The sequence below is a fragment of the Pseudoalteromonas arabiensis genome, assembly GCF_001550155.1.
In the GTDB taxonomy this organism is placed as follows: Bacteria; Pseudomonadota; Gammaproteobacteria; order Enterobacterales; family Alteromonadaceae; genus Pseudoalteromonas; species Pseudoalteromonas arabiensis.
Map to the genome: position 1 here is coordinate 642582 of NZ_LRUF01000021.1, position 18851 is coordinate 661432.

General features: G+C 41.6%; 17 protein-coding genes. 9 read left to right on the forward strand and 8 right to left on the reverse strand.

Annotated features, from left to right (window positions below):
* The first annotated feature begins 1 nt into the window (after position 1).
* From PAARA_RS12620 to PAARA_RS12630, 3 genes are read left to right on the forward strand one after another with little or no spacing between them, the layout of a single operon-like run.
* Positions 2-3298 (forward strand): FG-GAP-like repeat-containing protein, encoded by a 3297-nt coding sequence (locus PAARA_RS12620; RefSeq protein WP_062569365.1) that lies wholly within the window; start codon positions 2-4, stop codon positions 3296-3298.
* A gap of 16 nt (positions 3299-3314) precedes the next feature.
* A complete protein-coding gene (locus PAARA_RS12625) occupies positions 3315-4463 on the forward strand; it encodes an alpha-hydroxy acid oxidase (protein WP_062569366.1) in 1149 nt (382 codons plus the stop codon).
* A gap of 44 nt (positions 4464-4507) precedes the next feature.
* Complete coding sequence (locus PAARA_RS12630; protein ID WP_062569367.1) at positions 4508-6568, forward strand: TonB-dependent receptor family protein; 2061 nt, start codon at positions 4508-4510, stop codon at positions 6566-6568.
* Positions 6569-6626: 58 nt separating this feature from the next.
* On the opposite strand, the gene PAARA_RS12635 is transcribed toward PAARA_RS12630, so the two are convergent.
* Positions 6627-7469, reverse strand: coding sequence for an isopenicillin N synthase family dioxygenase (locus PAARA_RS12635; protein ID WP_062569368.1), 843 nt, complete (start codon positions 7467-7469; stop codon positions 6627-6629).
* Between the two features lie 240 nt (positions 7470-7709).
* Here PAARA_RS12635 and PAARA_RS12640 point away from each other — a divergent pair, with 240 nt between their 5' ends.
* Complete coding sequence (locus PAARA_RS12640) at positions 7710-8915, forward strand: bifunctional alpha/beta hydrolase/OsmC family protein (protein ID WP_062569369.1); 1206 nt, start codon at positions 7710-7712, stop codon at positions 8913-8915.
* A gap of 45 nt (positions 8916-8960) precedes the next feature.
* Here PAARA_RS12640 and PAARA_RS12645 read toward each other — a convergent pair whose 3' ends face one another.
* The 5 genes from PAARA_RS12645 to aspS form a co-directional block, all read right to left on the reverse strand.
* Positions 8961-9659 carry an alpha/beta fold hydrolase gene (locus PAARA_RS12645; protein WP_420806955.1) on the reverse strand — a complete coding sequence of 233 codons (699 nt, stop codon included), beginning with the start codon at positions 9657-9659 and terminating at the stop codon, positions 8961-8963.
* A 13-nt stretch (positions 9660-9672) separates the two neighbouring features.
* Complete coding sequence (locus tag PAARA_RS12650; RefSeq protein WP_245219953.1) at positions 9673-10269, reverse strand: GNAT family N-acetyltransferase; 597 nt, start codon at positions 10267-10269, stop codon at positions 9673-9675.
* 27 nt (positions 10270-10296) lie between these two features.
* Positions 10297-10887, reverse strand: a complete 591-nt coding sequence (locus tag PAARA_RS12655; RefSeq protein WP_420806956.1) for a pentapeptide repeat-containing protein — start codon at positions 10885-10887, stop codon at positions 10297-10299.
* Complete coding sequence (locus tag PAARA_RS12660) at positions 10884-11090, reverse strand: hypothetical protein (protein WP_062569372.1); 207 nt, start codon at positions 11088-11090, stop codon at positions 10884-10886. Before PAARA_RS12660 ends, PAARA_RS12655 begins: the two co-directional genes overlap by 4 nt.
* A gap of 105 nt (positions 11091-11195) precedes the next feature.
* Entirely contained in the window at positions 11196-12965 is a 1770-nt protein-coding gene (aspS, locus tag PAARA_RS12665) for an aspartate--tRNA ligase (RefSeq protein ID WP_062569373.1), read from the reverse strand.
* A 227-nt stretch (positions 12966-13192) separates the two neighbouring features.
* On the opposite strand from aspS, the gene PAARA_RS12670 reads away from it, so the two are divergent.
* Both PAARA_RS12670 and PAARA_RS12675 read left to right on the forward strand, forming a co-directional pair.
* A complete protein-coding gene (locus PAARA_RS12670; protein WP_062569374.1) occupies positions 13193-14041 on the forward strand; it encodes a DUF72 domain-containing protein in 849 nt (282 codons plus the stop codon).
* Positions 14042-14054: 13 nt separating this feature from the next.
* Positions 14055-14549 carry a M48 metallopeptidase family protein gene (locus PAARA_RS12675; RefSeq protein WP_062569375.1) on the forward strand — a complete coding sequence of 165 codons (495 nt, stop codon included), beginning with the start codon at positions 14055-14057 and terminating at the stop codon, positions 14547-14549.
* Between the two features lie 31 nt (positions 14550-14580).
* Here PAARA_RS12675 and PAARA_RS12680 read toward each other — a convergent pair whose 3' ends face one another.
* Entirely contained in the window at positions 14581-15591 is a 1011-nt protein-coding gene (locus PAARA_RS12680) for a DUF5924 family protein (protein ID WP_062569376.1), read from the reverse strand.
* Positions 15592-16022: 431 nt separating this feature from the next.
* Between PAARA_RS12680 and PAARA_RS12690 the strand changes: the two genes are divergently transcribed.
* A complete protein-coding gene (locus tag PAARA_RS12690) occupies positions 16023-16235 on the forward strand; it encodes a hypothetical protein (RefSeq protein WP_157066202.1) in 213 nt (70 codons plus the stop codon).
* Between the two features lie 46 nt (positions 16236-16281).
* Here PAARA_RS12690 and PAARA_RS12695 read toward each other — a convergent pair whose 3' ends face one another.
* Positions 16282-16962, reverse strand: a complete 681-nt coding sequence (locus tag PAARA_RS12695; protein WP_062569379.1) for a DUF3334 family protein — start codon at positions 16960-16962, stop codon at positions 16282-16284.
* Between the two features lie 118 nt (positions 16963-17080).
* On the opposite strand from PAARA_RS12695, the gene cmoA reads away from it, so the two are divergent.
* The gene (gene cmoA / locus PAARA_RS12700; RefSeq protein ID WP_062569419.1) at positions 17081-17806 is read left to right on the forward strand and encodes a carboxy-S-adenosyl-L-methionine synthase CmoA; all 726 of its coding nucleotides are present in this window, start codon (positions 17081-17083) and stop codon (positions 17804-17806) included.
* A 28-nt stretch (positions 17807-17834) separates the two neighbouring features.
* On the forward strand, positions 17835-18803 hold the full coding sequence (gene cmoB, locus PAARA_RS12705) for a tRNA 5-methoxyuridine(34)/uridine 5-oxyacetic acid(34) synthase CmoB (RefSeq protein ID WP_062569380.1): 969 nt from the start codon (positions 17835-17837) through the stop codon (positions 18801-18803).
* The last annotated feature ends 48 nt before the right edge of the window (positions 18804-18851 follow it).

Genomic DNA, 18851 nt, shown 5'->3' on the forward strand with positions numbered 1-18851 from the left:
AATGAAAGACACACATTATTACATTGCTTTCACTCTAAGCGCTTTAGCAGCAGCCTGTTTGTTTAATTACTCAGCGGCAAGTAACAAAGAAAATGAAGAAGAACAATCACTTAAGCAACTGCTAAACACCCTAAATGAGAGCTATAAGTTAACAGTTGATGTAACCGCTCCTCGTTTGAATACACCCATGTTTACACTAGGAATGGAGTTATTTTTTAGCAAAGCGTTAAGTGGCAATCAAGATGTAGCCTGTGCAAGCTGTCACCACCCATATCTAGCTGGCGGTGACAGCCTTAGCCTACCCATAGGTGAAGCCCCCTATGATGAGGATATAATTGGCCCTGGCCGCTGGCATGACTGGCAACGCTCAGCAGATCCAAAAGCAGATGGTGCTCCGAATGTAGCAAGGCATTCACAAACAATTATTAATGCTTCTTTGTACAAAGAAGCCATGTTTTATGATGGCCGTATTTTTGTACTTGAAAATGATATTCGCATAGCGGATACCCCTCTACCTCACCGCACCCCTGACAGTAATTTATGGCAAGGAGATCAGTTAGCAGGAAAAAACTTACTCGCAACACAAGCTCGTTTTCCTGTTGTTTCAAGTGATGAAATGCGAGGCTATACATTCGCAGCTGCCAGCACCAATGAAGACACCCGACACAAACTAACAAAACGCTTACAGCAACACGATAAAAACCAACAATGGCTTAAGCTATTTCGCAATGCCTTTAATGATTTACATGCCGCACCAGAGCAGCTTTTTACCTTTGCGAATATTACAACCGCAATTTCTTACTACCAATCAACCCAACTATTAATTAACACTCCGTGGTTTAATTACCTTAACGGAGAGAGTGATGCAATGACTCCCAGCCAAAAACGGGGGGCACAGTTATTCTTGAAGTCAGCTAAACAAGGTGGTGCTGGCTGTATAGAATGTCACACGCCCCCTATTTTTTCTGACGAGAAATTTCACAACATTGCTGCGGTACAGGTAGGTCGCGGCAAACAGCCTAATGGGGAAGACTACGGTCGACGAGGAGTTACACAAAAAGACGACGATCGCTATAAATTTAGAACGCCATCTCTGTTAAATGTTGCAGTAACAGCACCCTACACTCACTCTGGTGCATTTATAAATTTAGAGTCGATTATTAAGCACCACCTTGATCCTGCCAAGTCGTTGCAGAATTTTGATTACAGCTTTGCTGACAATCCACAACTAAGTTATGTCGCGAGCTTGTTACCAAATAGCAAACTCAATTCTCACCGTGCACTAGAGCAATTACAAAATGAACAACAAAAAGGAGTCAGCTTACTGGCATCAGGCATTACCTTATCTGACGCTCAGCTATCTGATTTAATTGCCTTTTTAAATAGCCTCACCGACCCTTGCATCAATAGTCGAGAGTGTATGTCTCAATGGGTGCCCACGGAAACGGATAAAGCACCAGATATACACCGTTTAAACGCACGCTTTAAACGCTTTACAGCGCCGCCTAAGCCAATAAGCAGAATATCTCACACAGAAAGTAATTTGCCGCAAATGTCATTCGACAAAGCGAATATTAAGCCGGCGTTATTATTAAGTGATATGGAATTTGGCTGTAAGTCCCGTGCTTCAATCGCACCTCAAAACACGAATGCTGCAAAACGTTTTGATGAAGTATCACTGGATGTTGGCATAAGTCATCAACACCATATAACTTGGCAAAACTACACTCTATCATCAGCGCAACGGCTACTTTTTAGTGGCGGCGTTGCTATGGGTGACATAGATGGTGACTGCTGGCCTGACATCTTTTTCCCTACAGGTGACGGCGCCCCTGATAAACTATATCAAAATCAGCGTAATGGGCATTTTTCAGATATTAGTCGCTCTTGGGGTATTACCCAAAAGGAGCTATCCAATGGTGCAGCGATGGTGGACATTGATGGCGATGGTGATTTAGATATTTTCACCTCAAACTTACTTCATCCTCACCTACCTTCCGTTAACAGTCAAGTGAACAAACACCCCCACCATCAAAGCCCTACTCTCTATCTTAATGAGCAGCAACAAAGCTTTATAGTGAGTCATGATATTGGTTTGAATACCCAGCTTACTAGCTGGTCTTTCGCTTTTGCCGACTATGATAAAGATGGGGATATCGATATGCTAACCAACCATTGGCGTGGGCCAGGCCTTGGTGGCCAGCTTCCTAATCACTTATGGGAAAACACAAGCCAAACAAATGCGCTGACATTTCAAGCGCAAGATGAGACAGCTGGTTTGCTTGATTTGATAGGAAGTACCGACTTTACTTTTACCTCTAATTTTTCGGATTTTAATAATGACGGTTGGCTAGATTTATTATTTACTGCGGACTTTGAAACCAGCCAAGTCTATAAAAACCTGCAAAATGGGCGGTTTGAAAAAGTGACGCATGAACACACGATTCATGATCAAAATGGAATGGGCGCAGCCATAGCTGATTTTGATAACAATGGCTCATTAGACTGGTTTGTAAGCAGTATTTGGGATCCAAATGGTCACCCTGAAGGTAGCTGGGGAGTGATAGGTAATCGTCTATACAGTAACCAAAATAATCAGTTTATAGATATCACTGAACAAGCGGGTGTAGACAAAGGGTTATGGGCTTGGGGAGCATGCTTTGCCGATTTTAACAACGATGGCTGGCTAGACCTATTTCATGTTAATGGTTTTGATCTGCCCAAACAGTTAAGCAAACGCTTTGCTAACCCTCGCGCTTATCAAAAACTAAAACTCGCTATGGCTGAGTTTGAAAAAACACACAGCCGCTTATTCATTTCAAATCAAGATGGCACCTTTACAGAACAAAGTAAACTTTGGGGCATTAGCGATCAACTCTCTGGCCGAGGCGTTGCGTGTGTCGACTATGATCGGGATGGCGATATCGATATTGTAATTAGTAATCATCAACAGGCTCCTTTGCTCTATAAAAATCGACATAATGATGAAAGTAAAGACAGTTACCTTTCTATTAGCTTGCGCGATACAACAAAAAATACGCGCGCACTAGGCGCTAAAGTGTACGTTACTGTTGGCGAAACAACTCAATTACAGGAAGTTCAAGCGGGCGGAAGCTTTCTAAGTGGCACCCCTTCCACCCTGCACTTTGGTTTAGGACAGGCCTCACAAGCTGACACGATCAAAATTGTATGGCCTGATAAAACAAACACAGTAAGTACTTTTACCAATGTACCTGCCAATCAATTTATTTATATCACTACCGACTTAACAGCTAACCTTAAAAAGTATCGAAAATAAAAAGGAATTGATAAATATGAATTTAAACCAATGTGTTAACTATCATGATTTTGAAAAACTAGCTAAACAACGCCTACCTAGCCCTATTTATAACTATATTGCGGGGGGTGCCGATGATGAAGTAACCATGCGACGCAACACTGAAGCATTTAATCAATGTGATTTAGTGCCCAATGTACTCAGAGGCGTTCAGCACGTTGACCTTAGCACCGAAGTTATGGGGCAAAAAATTAAACTACCTATTTATTGTTCTCCAACAGCATTGCAACGCTTATATCATCACCAAGGCGAACATGCTGTAGCGGGTGCTGCCGAAAAATTTGGCACCCTATTTGGCGTGTCATCCCTAGGCACCGTATCAATGGAGAAAATAGCAAAAAATTTTGATATTCCTCAAGTTTATCAGTTTTATTTTCATAAAAATCGCGATTTAAACAAAGCAATGATGGACCGTGCAAAAGCCTGTGGTGTTGAAGTCATGATGTTGACTGTTGACTCAATTACAGGTGGAAATAGAGAACGGGATTTACGCACAGGGTTTTCAATTCCTTTCAGGTTAACTATGTCTGGTATGTGGGAGTTTATTCGTAAGCCGAACTGGGCCATAAACTATTTACTGCATGAAAAGTTTTCGCTCCCGCAACTACAAGAGCACATAGATATGAAAGGAAATAGCTCTTCAATCGGTGACTACTTTACCAATATGCTAGACCCTTCAATGAACTGGCAAGATGTCGCAGATATGGTCCAGTATTGGAATGGTCAATTTTGCCTTAAAGGTATTATCAGCGTCGAAGATGCTAAGCGCGCTGTTGAAATAGGCTGCACGGGTATTGTGGTATCAAATCATGGCGGGCGGCAATTAGACGGCTCACGCAGCTCGTTTGATCAACTGGCTGAGATTGTAGATGCGGTTGGCGATGACATTGATGTGTTATTTGACAGCGGTGTGCAACGAGGCTCACACGTACTCAAAGCGTTGTCGATCGGCGCGAAAGCGGTTGGGATTGGTCGAATGTATCTTTATGCACTTGCAGCTGCAGGCCAACCAGGCGTTGAGCGAGTACTTGGTTTGATGCAAAGTGAAATTGAGCGAGATATGAAACTCATGGGCTGTACCAGCATCAGTCAATTACAACGACATCACGTTAAATTTCGACGCTAATCACCCCCCTAAATACAACAAGATTTACACAAAGGAGGTCAACCATGGCCCTTAATAATAAAAGAACACCTTTGTATTTATCAGCGATGATGTGCGCTTGGTCAATACCCGTCGATGCTTTTGCAGCTAATCAACCACACACCCTGCCATTGGAAATTATTGATGTCACTGCGTCACGATTACCAAGGGAGCTTTACAACACTCCCGCAGCTGTCACACTTGTTGATGGGCAACGTGAATTTCAACTACAAGAAGCTTTACAGTTGGATGAAGCTCTGCAATTTGTGCCTGGTGTGTACTTTCAAAACCGCTATAATTTTGCGCAAAATCTACGTATTTCTATTCGTGGCTTTGGTTCTCGCGCACCGTTCGGTGTAAGAGGAATGCAATTACACGTAGATAATATCCCCTACACTTTACCCGATGGGCAAACTCAAGTAGATGATATTGAACTTAACGGTATAGACCAATTACATGTGACTCGCGGCGCAGCAACCGTCCAATACGGTAACGGCGCAGGAGGGGCAATTAATATCAGTACAAAAAATGGCGAAACATTCAAAGGTGTCACTCTAAACCTTGATGTCGGTAGTGATGACTTATATAAGTTAAACGCACAAGCAGGAACCAGCAACAACACTGGCAGTGCCTATATCAGTGCAAGCCATCTCAACTTTAATGGCTATCGAGAGCAAAGTCAGGTTGAAAAAACCACTTTGCGCGGTAAGTTTATTTGGAATATTAACGACAGTAAAACACTCACTGTAATCACTTCACTCATGGATATGCCAACATCCGAAGACCCAGGCGGGCTAACTAGAACCCAAGTTAATGAAGATCGACGTCAAGCCACTTTTATGGCTAAACGATTAGACAGCGGACAGCAGGTCGAGCAACAAACCCTAGGTGTAACTTTACGAGATAGTTCGTTCGAAAATACCCAGTGGATGATTAATCTATTTGCAACCCATCGCGATTTTGAACAACAACTGCCATTTCCTGGCAGTAGTTTAATTGCCTACGATCGCTGGTTTTATGGAAGTAGTTTTGAAATAACCCAAGACTTACGAGCAAATAAACGACCGATTCGCCACACATCGGGTATTGAAATACGTAAGCAAGAGGATGACCGGCAACGCTTTAGCGTCTCCCCTAACGCTGAAATAACAGGGCAAACGGTTGATGAACTACAAGAAGCAAGGTCAATGAGTGCCTTTAGTATTGTAGATTGGCACCTTAACGACGCCGTAATTTTAACCACTGGGGTACGCTATGATGATTTAAAAATGTCAATTAATGCTCACTTAGCGCAAAGTGGTGTTGGTTCAGGTCAACGTAAATATCATGAGTGGAATGGCAATTTAGGGCTTAGCTATCGACTGGGTCTAAGGCATCAATGGTATGCTAATTTAGCCACCTCTTATGAATCACCAACCTTTACAGAGTTTGCCAACCCACAAGGTGCAGGCTTTAACCCATTTTTAAAACCTCAAGATTCTTTAAGCCGTGAGTTAGGTGTTCGAGGCGAGTTGAGTGACATTAAATACGACATCACTTTGTTTGCAACTAAAGTGACCGATGAAATAATTCCCTACGAAATTGACGGCCTCAGGTTTTTCGAAAACGCAGGAAAAACTGACCGAAAAGGCCTCGAGTTAGCTTTAGAGTGGCAACTCAATGAACAATGGCAGTGGCGAAATGCGCTGACATTGGCTCGCTATCAATTCGATAACTTCACTCCACTAAGTGGTGATAATGTAGACGGAAATCGTATGCCTGGCTTACCAAGGCAACAGTGGGTCAGTCAAATTAACTGGCAGTATAATGAATGGCGAATTGAATTTGAGTCGAGTTATACCGGTCGGTTTTATGCCGAAAATAGTAACGACACACAAATAAAACAAAATTGGCTATTTAACACACGCGCTTCCTACTCGCTATCGCCTTCTGTATCTATAAAAGCGGGGATACGTAACTTATTCTCAAAAGATTATTTTGCAAATGTACGTATTAACGCAAATGCTAATAGAGATGTGAGCCAACGCGGTTACTTTGAGCCAGCACCTGAACGTAATCTATATTTTGGTCTGAGCGCAAAATTCTAAAAGGGTCTCATTTAATAAAAAGGTGGATTATTTAATCCACCTTTTTAAATTTAAACAATTACTTTACGCCTAACTCACGTAAACGCTCTTGTAAGTAGCTGTCGGCTGTGTAGCGCTCAGAGAGAACAACATCAGGGCGCGGGTGTAAGAACAATGGTAACGAAATACGTGATTTCGTAGACGCTTTACCCGTAGGGTTGATCACGCGATGAATCGTCGATGGGAAGTAGCCACCTGACGCTTCTTGTAACATGTCACCAATATTGATGATCAGGTTACCAAAATCACATGGTACGTCTAACCAACCGCCATCTGTTTTTTGTACTTGTAAACCTGGCTCATTCGCCGCAGGTAAAACAGTTAATAAGTTGATGTCACCGTGTGCAGCAGCACGAATTGCGCCTGGCTCTTCATCACCTGTCATTGGTGGGTAGTGAAGAATACGCAGAAGTGTTTGCTCAGAGTTAGCAATCATATCTTTAAGGTCGATAGAGAACTTAGCGCGCACATCTTCTGGTGCTTCAGCTTGAACCCAGCTTAATAATGTCGCTGCAAACTCATTCGCTAAACGGTAGTACTCACGGATTTCTTCTTCTAACTGTGCTGGAACACGGCCTTTTGGATAAACGTGGTAATACTCTTTAATATCTTTAACGGTAAAGCCTTTTGCAACTTCTGACACTGATGGTGGGAAATAACCATCTTGTGTTTCTTTTGAAAATAAAAACTCATGCTTTTGCTCAGAATTAAAGAATTCTTGCCAATTTTTGTAAATAGACTCAACTAATGACTGAGGGATTGGGTGATTTTTTAATACACCGAAACCTGTGTTTCTTAGTGACTCAACAAATTGAGCGGCCGCATCGCTCGCTTTATAATCAACGGTAGGTAAATGTTGCATTGTCTTTTCCAGTGAATAAGGTTCTAGAAGTCTGTGCTAAGCTTAGCATTTCTTCATTATAGCGCTTCGCGAGGATAGAGAAACACAGGTAAAAACATAAGGACTTATGTCCGCTCCTGTTTTGTTAACGCCTTAGTTTTGATACAGATCAACCACTGCAAAAATTTTGGAAAAGTTCAAAAGTAAAAACAAGTTCAACGGGTCTATTCTTAAATATTAAATAAAGGTAGGGTTTATATCATGCGCAAAAAAATAACATTTCATAGCGGTGAGCTAACACTTGCAGGACAACTTGAGTACCCTGCAAACGATGTAAAGTTTTACGCTCTATTTGCTCACTGCTTTACATGTGGAAAAGATATAGCAGCTGCAACCAGAATAAGCCGCGCACTAGTTCAACAAGGAATTGCCGTGTTACGTTTTGACTTTACCGGTTTAGGTAATAGCGATGGTGATTTTGCTAACAGCAATTTCTCCTCCAACATCCAAGACTTGATCGCCGCAGCAGAGCATTTACGTGAAAACTTTAAAGCACCACAGTTACTCATTGGCCATAGCTTGGGAGGTGCTGCAGTGCTTGCAGCCGCTGATAAAATTAATGAAGTACAAGCCATTGTGACTATTGGTGCGCCATCGGATGCTCAGCATGTAAGTCATAACTTTGCAGCCCAAATAGATGAAATTAACAACCAAGGAAAAGCAAAAGTAAACTTGGCAGGTCGTGAATTTACCATTAAAAAGCAATTTTTGGATGACATAGCACAGTATGATCGAAGCCATATAAGTAAATTAAAACGTGCTTTACTAGTGATGCACTCCCCTATCGATACAACCGTTGATATTAGCGAGGCAGAAAAAATTTACGCCTCAGCGAAACATCCTAAGAGTTTTATAAGTTTAGATGACGCCGACCATTTGCTTAGTAACAAAGTGGATGCTGATTATGCTGCAGGGGTAATCGCATCATGGGCAACGCGTTATATTGATTATGAAAAAGAAAGTTACACGGCTCAATTATTAAATGGCAGTGTACTTGTTGAAGAAAAAGATCACGTTTTTACCCAATATGTCAGTACAAAAGATCATACTTGGCTTGCTGATGAACCATTAAAGGTAGGGGGTAGTAACTTAGGGCCCGACCCTTACCACCACTTACTTGCAGGCCTTGGCGCTTGCACATCAATGACTCTTAGAATGTACGCTAGCCGCAAAAACTTACCGTTAGAGCATATTAAAGTTGAGCTTAATCATACACGTGACTATCACCAAGATTGCGATGATTGTGAACACAACAATAAGCTAGAAGCAATCACGCGTAAAATTACGCTAGTAGGTGATCTTACGGATGAACAGCGACAACGTTTGCTCGAAATAGCAGATAAGTGCCCCGTGCATAAAACACTTCATAACAATCCATTGGTGATTAGCGAGCTCGTAAATAAATAACCTATTAGCGCGTTAGAAAATAACGCGCTAACTCTACCTAACTGTTTATTCTAAGAAAAGCGTCAGTTGCTTTGTCATCGCTTCAACTAACCATTTCGGCCCGCCATCATACATGTCGTTATGGCGAGAATTAGGAATTACAGTTTGCGTTACAGGATACACAGCTAGCTCCTCATCCGTTAATAACACCCTATCATCCGCTGGGTAATCGCTACCACGTAGCGTAAGCACAGCAATATGTTTGTTTCGGGGTATCAGCATACGTCGATGATCAAGGGTGATAAGCTTAGAAACCTTAACAGGATAAATAGCGGCATACAATGCTGCAATATCCCCCCCATTTGAGTGCCCAAATAAAGTGAGCTGATTAAAGTCATACGCAGGATAACGCTTTGCAAGTTCTGTGGCTAAAAATTCAAGGGTTTGTACACCACGGTGCCAGTTTTCCATGCGTGTAGTCATGTATGGCGGCTCTAGGTTTAAACTCGGATCGCCCTTTAATTCATGTGCAACTTCAACCGTTAAATAACCATGTTGATGAAAAACTTGCTGGGCAAATTGATAGTCTGTATGTGCCATACCATACCCTGCACCAATAAACGCCACTGGGCACTTTTTCTTTACCGTGCATGTGCTATCGGCTGCTGTGATAGTCACCGGAATATGGCGCGCTCGCTCTGTATCGAACAGCGTCTGTGTTTGATTAGCAAACGCTGTCTGCCCGCTAAGAGTTAAAGCGAGCATTAGCGCCGCCTTTTTAATATTTAACATGCGCTAATTTGAATTCTAAGCTGCGTTTAACCATAGGCCACTCACCATCAATAATTGAAAACACCACGGTATCACGAACGCACCCATCGGCCATAATTTGGTGATTACGTAGAACCCCATCTTGTTTCGCTCCCAAGCGAGCAATGGCATTGCGCGAAGCCTGATTATGCCAATGGGTACGAAACTCAACGGCAATCACATTAAGTGTTTCAAATGCATAAGTCAGCAGCAGTTTTTTACATTCAGTATTAACCCCAGTACGCTGAAAACGCTTGGCATACCAAGTATAGCCAATTTCTAAGCGTCGGTTTTTACTATCAATATTGCAAAAACGGGTTGAGCCTATCACGGTGCCTGTGTGTTTATCGATGACAGCAAATGGTAATGCGCGACCAAGTGCTTGTTGCTCAAACGCCATACTTAAGTAATCGTCAACACGTTCTTCATTGGGCACCGAGGTAAACCAAAGCTCCCAAAGCTTTCCATCCGTAGCAGCGCTTACTAAAGCATCGCGATGCTCACTTGTTAACGGCACTAATTTAACAAATTGACCTTCCAAGGTGATAGGACTTAAATTCATCATCTTACTTAACCCTCTTAGTAATAAAGCTTAGTCCACCAGCTCTATATCGAGCCCTGCGAGTAACTCCAGAGCTGCATAGCGCTCAAATTTAGCTTTGCTGATGTTGTTAGCAGTTATATCAATGGCAAAATGGCTGGCACCAATAAAATTAGCGTTACTGAGATTAGTTTGTTGAAACAAGCTGTCACGAAAATCCGTATCAGTAAAGTCAGCAGATGATAAATCTGCATGTCTAAAATCAACATCTTTGGCAAAACAGCTGCGCATTTTTAAAGCCTTTAAACTCAGTTCAAAAAAGCTGCTGTAGCTAAGTTCACAACTAATAAAACTCACTGGAGCACGGCTGGCAAGTAGCGGCCAATCAACATCAGTAAAGCGCACACTGGTTAATTTACACTCTTTAAAGCTGACCTCTTCGAGTGAGGTGTATCTAAGACCAAGCGCAGCTAAATTGCAGTTTTTGAACTCACACTCTATAAATCGACAATTTTCAAACTGGCTACTGCTAAAGTCACAGTCAATAAATTCACATTGCTCAAACTCACAATGTGAAAACGTTTGGCCCGCTAAATTAACCTCAAAGGTGTGTTCAAAATAAAGTGAATGACTTTTGATCACGCGCTCATCTCAATATCTTTTTTAAGCACCGGTACAGCAATAAAAATTAGGCCAAATAACGACATATAAGCTAAAAGCCCACCGATTATAGCGACGATTACAGGTGTTGTCGTTTTACGTTTACCTAAGTAATAGCTAATAACGGCAAAAAACGGGATTAAAATCAAAATGAAAAAACCGATGAAGCTTCCACTTACACTCATGCCCACTCCTTGAAGAACATATTTAAAAAACATTTAAGCACAAAAAAACCCTAAGGCATACACCTTAGGGTTTTCATTAAACCTTATAATTCAGTTTATTATAAATTATTCGGCGTCTTTCGCTACAACATCAATGGCAAGCTCAGTTAATGCATCTGCATTTGCTTTGCTTGGTGCATCTGTTAATAAACATGATGCTTGAGTTGTTTTAGGGAAGGCAATAACGTCACGAATGTTATCAGTACCGCATAACAGCATAACTAAACGGTCAAGACCAAACGCAAGACCTGCGTGCGGTGGTGTACCGTATTTAAGTGCGTCCAGTAAAAAGCCAAACTTGTCTTGTTGCTCTTGCGCTTCGATACCTAAGATTCTGAATGCTGTTTCTTGCATATCTGCATTGTGAATACGTACCGAACCACCACCAACTTCGTAGCCGTTTAAGACCATGTCATATGCATCTGATAATGCACCTGCTGGGTTTGCTTCAAGCTCTTGGGCAGAAATACCTTTTGGTGCAGTGAATGGGTGGTGAACCGCATGCAATGTACCTTCGTCGTCTTCTTCGAACATTGGGAAATCAACAACCCATAAAGGTTTCCAGCTATCTAGATCAGTGATGCCTAAATCAACACCAATCTTAAGACGTAGTGCACCCATTGCTTCGTTTACAACATTACGCTTGTCAGCACCGAATAAAATGATATCGCCAGATTGTGCGTTCGTACGCTCAAGTAACTGGTTAATCACCTCTTCGTTTAAGAACTTAGCGATTGGTGATTGCACGCCTTCAACGCCCGCAGCACGCTCGTTAACTTTCATCCATGCTAGGCCTTTCGCGCCATAGATTCCGATGAATTTAGTGTAGTCGTCGATTTGTTTACGAGAAAGCTCAGCACCGCCTGGTACAGTTAATACCGCAACACGGCCTTTCTCGTCATTAGCAGGACCAGAGAATACTTTGAACTCAACGTCTTTTACTAAATCAGCAACGTCTACAAGTTGCATTGGGTTACGTAGGTCCGGTTTATCAGAACCATATAAACGCATTGCTTCGCTGTAAGGCATAACTGGGAAGTCGCCTAAATCAACGTCTAATAATGACTGCCACATTTCGCGGATCATTTTCTCAGTCATTGCACGCACTTCGTCAGAGCTCATGAATGACGTCTCTAAATCGATTTGCGTGAATTCTGGCTGACGGTCAGCACGTAAGTCTTCATCACGGAAACATTTAACAATTTGATAGTAACGATCGAAGCCCGACATCATTAATAATTGTTTAAATAATTGTGGCGACTGAGGTAAAGCGTAGAAGCTACCTTTGTGAACACGGCTAGGTACTAAGTAGTCACGCGCACCTTCCGGTGTTGCTTTTGTCAGTACCGGTGTTTCAATGTCTAAGAAACCGTTGTCATCTAAGAAACGACGCACAAAGCTGCTCGCTTTTGCACGAAGTTTAATACGGTCGCTCATTTCAAGACGACGTAAATCTAGGTAACGGTATTTTAAACGGCGCTCTTCAGAGTTTTGCTGATTAAAATCAAGTGGTAATGGCTCTGAGCGGTTGATGATAGTTAAGCTTGTGCCTAAAATTTCAACTTCACCTGTTGCCATGTCTTTATTTACTTGGCTATCAGGGCGTGCGCGAACAACACCTTTTAACTGCACACAAAACTCTTGACGTAGTTTATTCGCAGTATCCATTAATCCTTCTACTTCAGGATCAAAAACAACTTGTACTAAACCTTCTCTGTCACGTAAATCGACGAAAATAAGGCCACCAAGGTCACGGCGTTTGTTGATCCAACCACATAGTTCAACTTCTTGATCTACGTGAGATTTATTTAGCTGTCCGCAATATATAGAGCGCATAGTATTCCTGTCAGTTAAAGACTTATAGCCGCCTGCTCTTAAGAGTTCGCTATTTTGAGAGCAAAAGCCACTATACAAAGTAATCATTTAAGGCAGAGCATTATACCCAAACCATCGTAAAATGCGAGTGCCAGCAGTGCCTGTCAGGGGCTAAATATACGTCCCGACTTCTGAGTAAACACTTCTTTTGGTACACTAGCCCGAATTTAAATTTATTGGTTGATTTAATGCTGTACTTAGGTTGTCCGCAGTGGTCTAGCACCGCATGGAAAGGAAACTTACTCTCTAGTCACTGTAAAAGCGCCGACATGCTCAGTGAGTATGCGCAATGCTTTAATTCAGTCGAGGGTAATACCAGTTTTTATGCTGACCCAAGTCACGAGTCATTGTTACGCTGGCATGATGCAGTACCCGAAGACTTTAAATTTACTTTTAAGTTTCATCGGCGATTTAGTCACGAATTACAACTGACTAATGTAAATAGTGAGTTGAACGCATGGTTAAGCTTATTTGAGCCAATTTTTGCCAAAACAGGGCAAATTATGTTGCAGTTACCCAGTGCTTTTGGCCCGAATGCCCTGCCACTACTGACTAACTTTATTGCCCTGTTACCAAAACAGCTTAATTACGGCGTAGAAGTTCGTCACCCTGCCTTTTTCCAAAAAGGAGATGCTGAAATTCGTTTAAATCAGCTATTAATTGAAAATAATATAGACCGCATAAGCATGGATACTCGCGCTTTATTTGCTGTACCCGCCGATACCGATGCACTCATTGATGCGCAAAAGAAAAAGCCTCATTTACCTGTGCATGCAATCGCTACAAACAATAACCCACTGGTGCGTTTTGTTATTGCAAGCTTAGAGCACGAATACAAATCCTATTACCAACCTTGGCTAAAAAAAATAAACCAGTGGCTCGAAGAAGGTAAATCACCTTATGTATTTTTTCATACCGCAGATAATCGCCAGTCGCCACTTTTAGCAAGACAGTTTTGCCAAGATTTAGGTTACAATCACCCCGTGCTTGCGCCTTTTATAGGTGAACGCGAAGCAAGCCAAAGCAGTTTATTTTAATCTCAGAGTGCATATGAAAGATTACAGCCGTTATTTTCAAGGTTACCCACCCCATATTATTGAGCAAGTGTTACAACTATTTAATGGCAACAAAGCTGCAAACTACCTCAAGGGCAAATACCCTGATGCACATAGTATTACCAGCGACACAGCCTTATACAGTTACGCCACTGAGCTAAAAAAGCGTTATCTTAAAAACGCCCTACCTTTTAGCCGTGCCGCGTTCAAAAAACAAGGCGATATGGTCACCAATGCGTTAGGTACCCATACTTTTCGTATGCAAGGTAAAACCCGTAAACACGACCTAGCGATTAATAGCGATTTACTTCGCGCACCTGAGCCATTACTCAAAGCGCTCGTCGTACATGAACTGGCTCATTTTAAAGAGAAAGATCACAACAAAGCATTTTATCAACTATGTTGTCACATGGAGCCGCAATACCATCAACTAGAACTGGATTTAAGAATATTCAGTGTATTAGTAGGTGAAGGAAAAAATCCTTACTAGAGTGCCTAGTTTAAGTGAAATCGGAAGCGCTTTATTCAACTTCAAACCTTATTTGACCAATTAGCTGTCCTGATTCTGTAACCACTTTAACTATCCATTTGCCAGATGAATCTGCAGGGAAATTCGTTTTATGACTCCACGCCCTATAGCCCTTTTCCCGTCCACCCGATATTTCTAATGGAATACGCTCAACCTCTTTACGGTTATGCACCCATACATGGTAAATTTTTTCATTCAAGCCTCTCGGGGCTTTAACAGCGCTAAAGCTATATAGACCTTTTTGATGTAAAGCATGCTCGGTTAATTTTTGAATCGGCTCTATTGGTTTACGAGCTTGTTCGTCAAGCTGATACGACATGCTCATATCGGTTAAGCGCAGTGCCGCAGGCGGCACAAAGCTACGTAACTGCCATAAACCTGCACTGAGCGCTCCTAATAGCAAGACAAGTAATGGAAAACGCCACCATTTTGCATTAGGCATTAAGTTACCTAAGCTTGGTATGGTAAAGATAACAGCTGTAATGAGCGCAATTTCAAAGCTCTGGCTGGTGGTAAGTTGGAATAAAATAGGTAAAGTAACTGAGATTACAACAAATAACGAAAAGTTATGAAAAACAGTAAATAACACACTGTGTTTAGCGAGTTTTTTATAATAAAGCGGATCAACAACAGAGATAAATGCGCACAGTGCAATTAAACCAGTAAATGCAGCCTGTGGGTGATCCCACGTTGTCACAGCTAAAAAAAACGGTAGAGCAAAAAACAAACTCTCTTGCTGCACAACCTGTAATGCAAAACGCATAAAATTGGGAGACACAGCCAAACCAAATTGCTGTTCAACTTTATCCCGTAACCAGTTATCTAGAATTAACCAAACCCAGCTTACAAGTAAAAGTATAGAAATAACTTGCGAGAATGACTCTTTTCGCTCAACGAATATAAAGCTTGCAACCCCACTGCAAAAAGCCAACACTGCCATAAGACCAGGGCGCTTTTGCATTGCTATGACAAATTTTGTTATAAAGTCTTTTAAGTAATTCATGCAATCATAAAATCCGTTTAAGAGTATGTGATTAAAGCATAAATTGGATGAATGTAGGCTTTAAAAACGAGCTTTTAGTTCAATGCAGTTAGACATTTAGATGAAGCTAACAAGCATTAAGTATTATTTTCAAAAAGGAACAAATGGAATGTTATATAGGATCTTGATAATGCTTTTATTACTCTCTAAGTGTATAACTGCAAATGCATTTGAAGATTATAGTTTTTTTAATGGTGAATGGAATTGCAAAATGAAATCAGTATTACCAGACGATGCAATACTAGAAGTTGATAGCCACATAACCACTTCTAATCGAAGATTTAAACTCATACGCAAGAAGCTTTTTTAAAATTTACTTCAAACAAAACCCTAATTTGGCCTCTATTATTTCTGTAGAATCCTCAGAAAAAATGGATTTTGAGGGTGATATCATGATCAGCTTTGATTCTCATACCCATAAAACAAAACTAATCAAAGATGATCTAAATTTATTTTCACCAGAGTCTGTGAAAAGCTTTACTCGAGGGCCTTCAGTGACAGTTAAATCAAAAATCAAAAAAATAGACGATGAGACTATTACGTTAATTGGGATCCCAGACAAAGATGTTATCAATTGCTCTAAAACACAAAAAAGCGCGGTCTAGACCGCGCCTCTATTTTACCTGACAGCTGAAAGCTAAAGTCGTTAAGTTACAAACCTAGCTCTGCCATAAAATCATCATCTGCGTCATCAACTTGTGATGATGCTTTTTGCTTTTCAGCTTTTTGTTTAGCTTCGTTTTCAATGATGTCATCTGGGTCAACGGCTTCTGAAATATCAAAGTCATGTAGTTTGATGAATTCTGTTTTATCCATCGCTAGTTCTAGATAGAAAATATTTTGCTTCGCTGTAGTGAATGTTACACGGCGAGCTTGTGGTCTATCCATGGTAGTATCAACAGAGATTTGCACCTGCTTGTTAATCGCCATCATTTTAGGTTGGTTTTGAGTGATTGATGTATGCAGCTGCTCTCTTACCTTAGAGGTAAAGTCGCCCACAATTTGGTTCATCAGCTCACCTAATACATTAGCAACATCATCTGATAAATGGCTTTGCGCAATTTCATCTTCTGGCATCCCCATATTACGCATATAGTCATGGTAGATTTCCATAGCTGCTTGCGCTGTGAAATTAGTAACAACTAGGCCTGTAAAGCCACCATCGAACAATACAAAACAGCCAATATCTGGGCGCATACAGGTACGGGTAATTTTTTGCACCATCGCAGAATAACTAATATTGTTACCACTTGCTGATGACAATACGCCGGTTACTGAATGACACAGAGTTGATAAGATATCTTCGGTACTGATCACTTTGCTTTTAGTCATTAAACTTCTCTTTTTTGTACTTGTTATTGATAATTCTAGCCAAGCTACTGAATTTATCACTGACTATCCAGTTAAAAATGCTAAAATAGCGGTATTATTTTTTAAAGAGACTGTTCACGTGACGCAAAAAGACAGTATTTATGCCACTGAGCAAGCGGTTAAAGACTTTAGCTTTGACCAACATGTAGTAGAAGTTTTCCCTGATATGATCCAGCGCTCGGTGCCAGGCTATGCCACCATAGTAAGCACCATGGGTAAGCTGGCTGGCGAGTACGCGCAAAGCAATTCAAACCTATACGACTTAGGCTGTTCACTTGGTGCAGTAACGTTAAGTATGCGCCGTAATATTCGCACCGATAACTGTAACATCATTGCGGTCGATAACTCACAAGCGATGGTTGAACGCTGTAAATTACATTTACAAGGTTTTCGCTCTGACGTGCCGGTCACAGTCACGCTGGGTGATATAAACGATTTAGTAATCGAGAATGCCTCTGTGGTAGCGATGAACTTTACTCTACAGTTTATACCGCCTGAAAAACGCCACGCGGTGCTTGAAAAGATTTACGCAAATTTAAAACCTGGCGGCGTTTTGCTGCTTAGCGAAAAAATTAAAGGTGAAGATGAGCAATGCGATAATTTGCTCATTGATTTACACCATGATTTTAAGCGTCATAACGGCTACTCGGAGCTTGAGATCAGCCAAAAGCGTACGGCTATCGAAAACGTCATGCGCCCTGATCATTTATCTACCCACTTAAACCGATTAAGTGAAATTGGTTTTAGCCAAACGCAAGTGTGGTATCAATGTTTTAACTTCTGCTCGATGATTGCAATCAAGTAATCATCACAACGATATAAAAGAGTATTTCATGTCTCAATGGTTTAACCAATTTTACGCTGCGATTGCACAAAGCCCGCTTAGTCACTGGCTCGAAACTTTGCCAGGTCAATTAAAGCACTGGGAACTAGAAGCCAGCCACGGCGATTTACCTAAGTGGCAAAAAGTGCTGAAAAACTTACCTGAAGTAAGCACCAACCATGTAAACCTTCAGAATAAAGTACAAATTGGCACCGGTGACGAGCTATCTGAAGGTCAGCAAAAACAGTTAACGCATTTATTAAAGCGCATGATGCCATGGCGTAAAGGGCCATTTAGCTTACACGGTATTGAGATTGATACTGAGTGGCGCAGTGATTGGAAATGGGATCGTTTACTGCCGCATATCGAACCGTTAAAAGGCCGCACTGTGCTTGATATTGGTTGTGGCTCGGGTTACCACTTATGGCGTATGCGTGGTGAAGGCGCCAATTTTGTGGTGGGTATTGATCCATCCGATTTATTCTTATGCCAATTCCAAGCGATTAAACACTATCACCAAGATGAAAACGTGCATTTATTGCCGCTAGGTGTAGAGGCTCTGCCTGAACTAAAAGCATTCGATACCGTGTTTTCGATGGGTGTTTTATATCACCGCCGCTCACCTATCGACTTTTTAGCGCAGTTAAAAGCGCAGCTTCGCCCAGGTGGTGAGCTGGTACTTGAAACCCTGGTTGTTGAAGGTGATGAGCATACAGTCTTAGTGCCAACCGACCGTTATGCCAAAATGCGTAATGTGTGGTTTATTCCAAGCACCGCAGCATTAAAACTATGGATGGAGCGTGTTGGCTTTAAAGATGTACAAGTTAAAGACTGCGCAATCACAACGCTTGAAGAACAACGTAAAACCGAGTGGATGGAAAACGAATCACTCATCGACTTTTTAGATCCAAATGACACCAGCAAAACCATCGAAGGTTACCCTGCCCCTCTTCGCGCTATTTTAACCGCGAAAGCTTAAGCCAAATTTGGCTCTCGGTTTTAGGCTCTGAGCAAACCAAGAGCCTAA

Coding starts and splice junctions, on each gene's coding strand:
- PAARA_RS12650 (WP_245219953.1), bottom strand. CDS start 10,269: ATGATGAATTTAAGTCCTATCACCTTGGAAGGTCAATTTGTTAAATTA.
- PAARA_RS12660 (WP_062569372.1), bottom strand. CDS start 11,090: ATGAGTGTAAGTGGAAGCTTCATCGGTTTTTTCATTTTGATTTTAATC.
- PAARA_RS12630 (WP_062569367.1), top strand. CDS start 4,508: ATGGCCCTTAATAATAAAAGAACACCTTTGTATTTATCAGCGATGATG.
- PAARA_RS12645 (WP_420806955.1), bottom strand. CDS start 9,659: ATGCTCGCTTTAACTCTTAGCGGGCAGACAGCGTTTGCTAATCAAACA.
- PAARA_RS12620 (WP_062569365.1), top strand. CDS start 2: ATGAAAGACACACATTATTACATTGCTTTCACTCTAAGCGCTTTAGCA.
- PAARA_RS12640 (WP_062569369.1), top strand. CDS start 7,710: ATGCGCAAAAAAATAACATTTCATAGCGGTGAGCTAACACTTGCAGGA.
- aspS (WP_062569373.1), bottom strand. CDS start 12,965: ATGCGCTCTATATATTGCGGACAGCTAAATAAATCTCACGTAGATCAA.
- PAARA_RS12675 (WP_062569375.1), top strand. CDS start 14,055: ATGAAAGATTACAGCCGTTATTTTCAAGGTTACCCACCCCATATTATT.
- PAARA_RS12690 (WP_157066202.1), top strand. CDS start 16,023: ATGATCAGCTTTGATTCTCATACCCATAAAACAAAACTAATCAAAGAT.
- PAARA_RS12625 (WP_062569366.1), top strand. CDS start 3,315: ATGAATTTAAACCAATGTGTTAACTATCATGATTTTGAAAAACTAGCT.
- cmoB (WP_062569380.1), top strand. CDS start 17,835: ATGTCTCAATGGTTTAACCAATTTTACGCTGCGATTGCACAAAGCCCG.
- PAARA_RS12680 (WP_062569376.1), bottom strand. CDS start 15,591: ATGAATTACTTAAAAGACTTTATAACAAAATTTGTCATAGCAATGCAA.
- PAARA_RS12635 (WP_062569368.1), bottom strand. CDS start 7,469: ATGCAACATTTACCTACCGTTGATTATAAAGCGAGCGATGCGGCCGCT.
- PAARA_RS12670 (WP_062569374.1), top strand. CDS start 13,193: ATGCTGTACTTAGGTTGTCCGCAGTGGTCTAGCACCGCATGGAAAGGA.
- PAARA_RS12695 (WP_062569379.1), bottom strand. CDS start 16,962: ATGACTAAAAGCAAAGTGATCAGTACCGAAGATATCTTATCAACTCTG.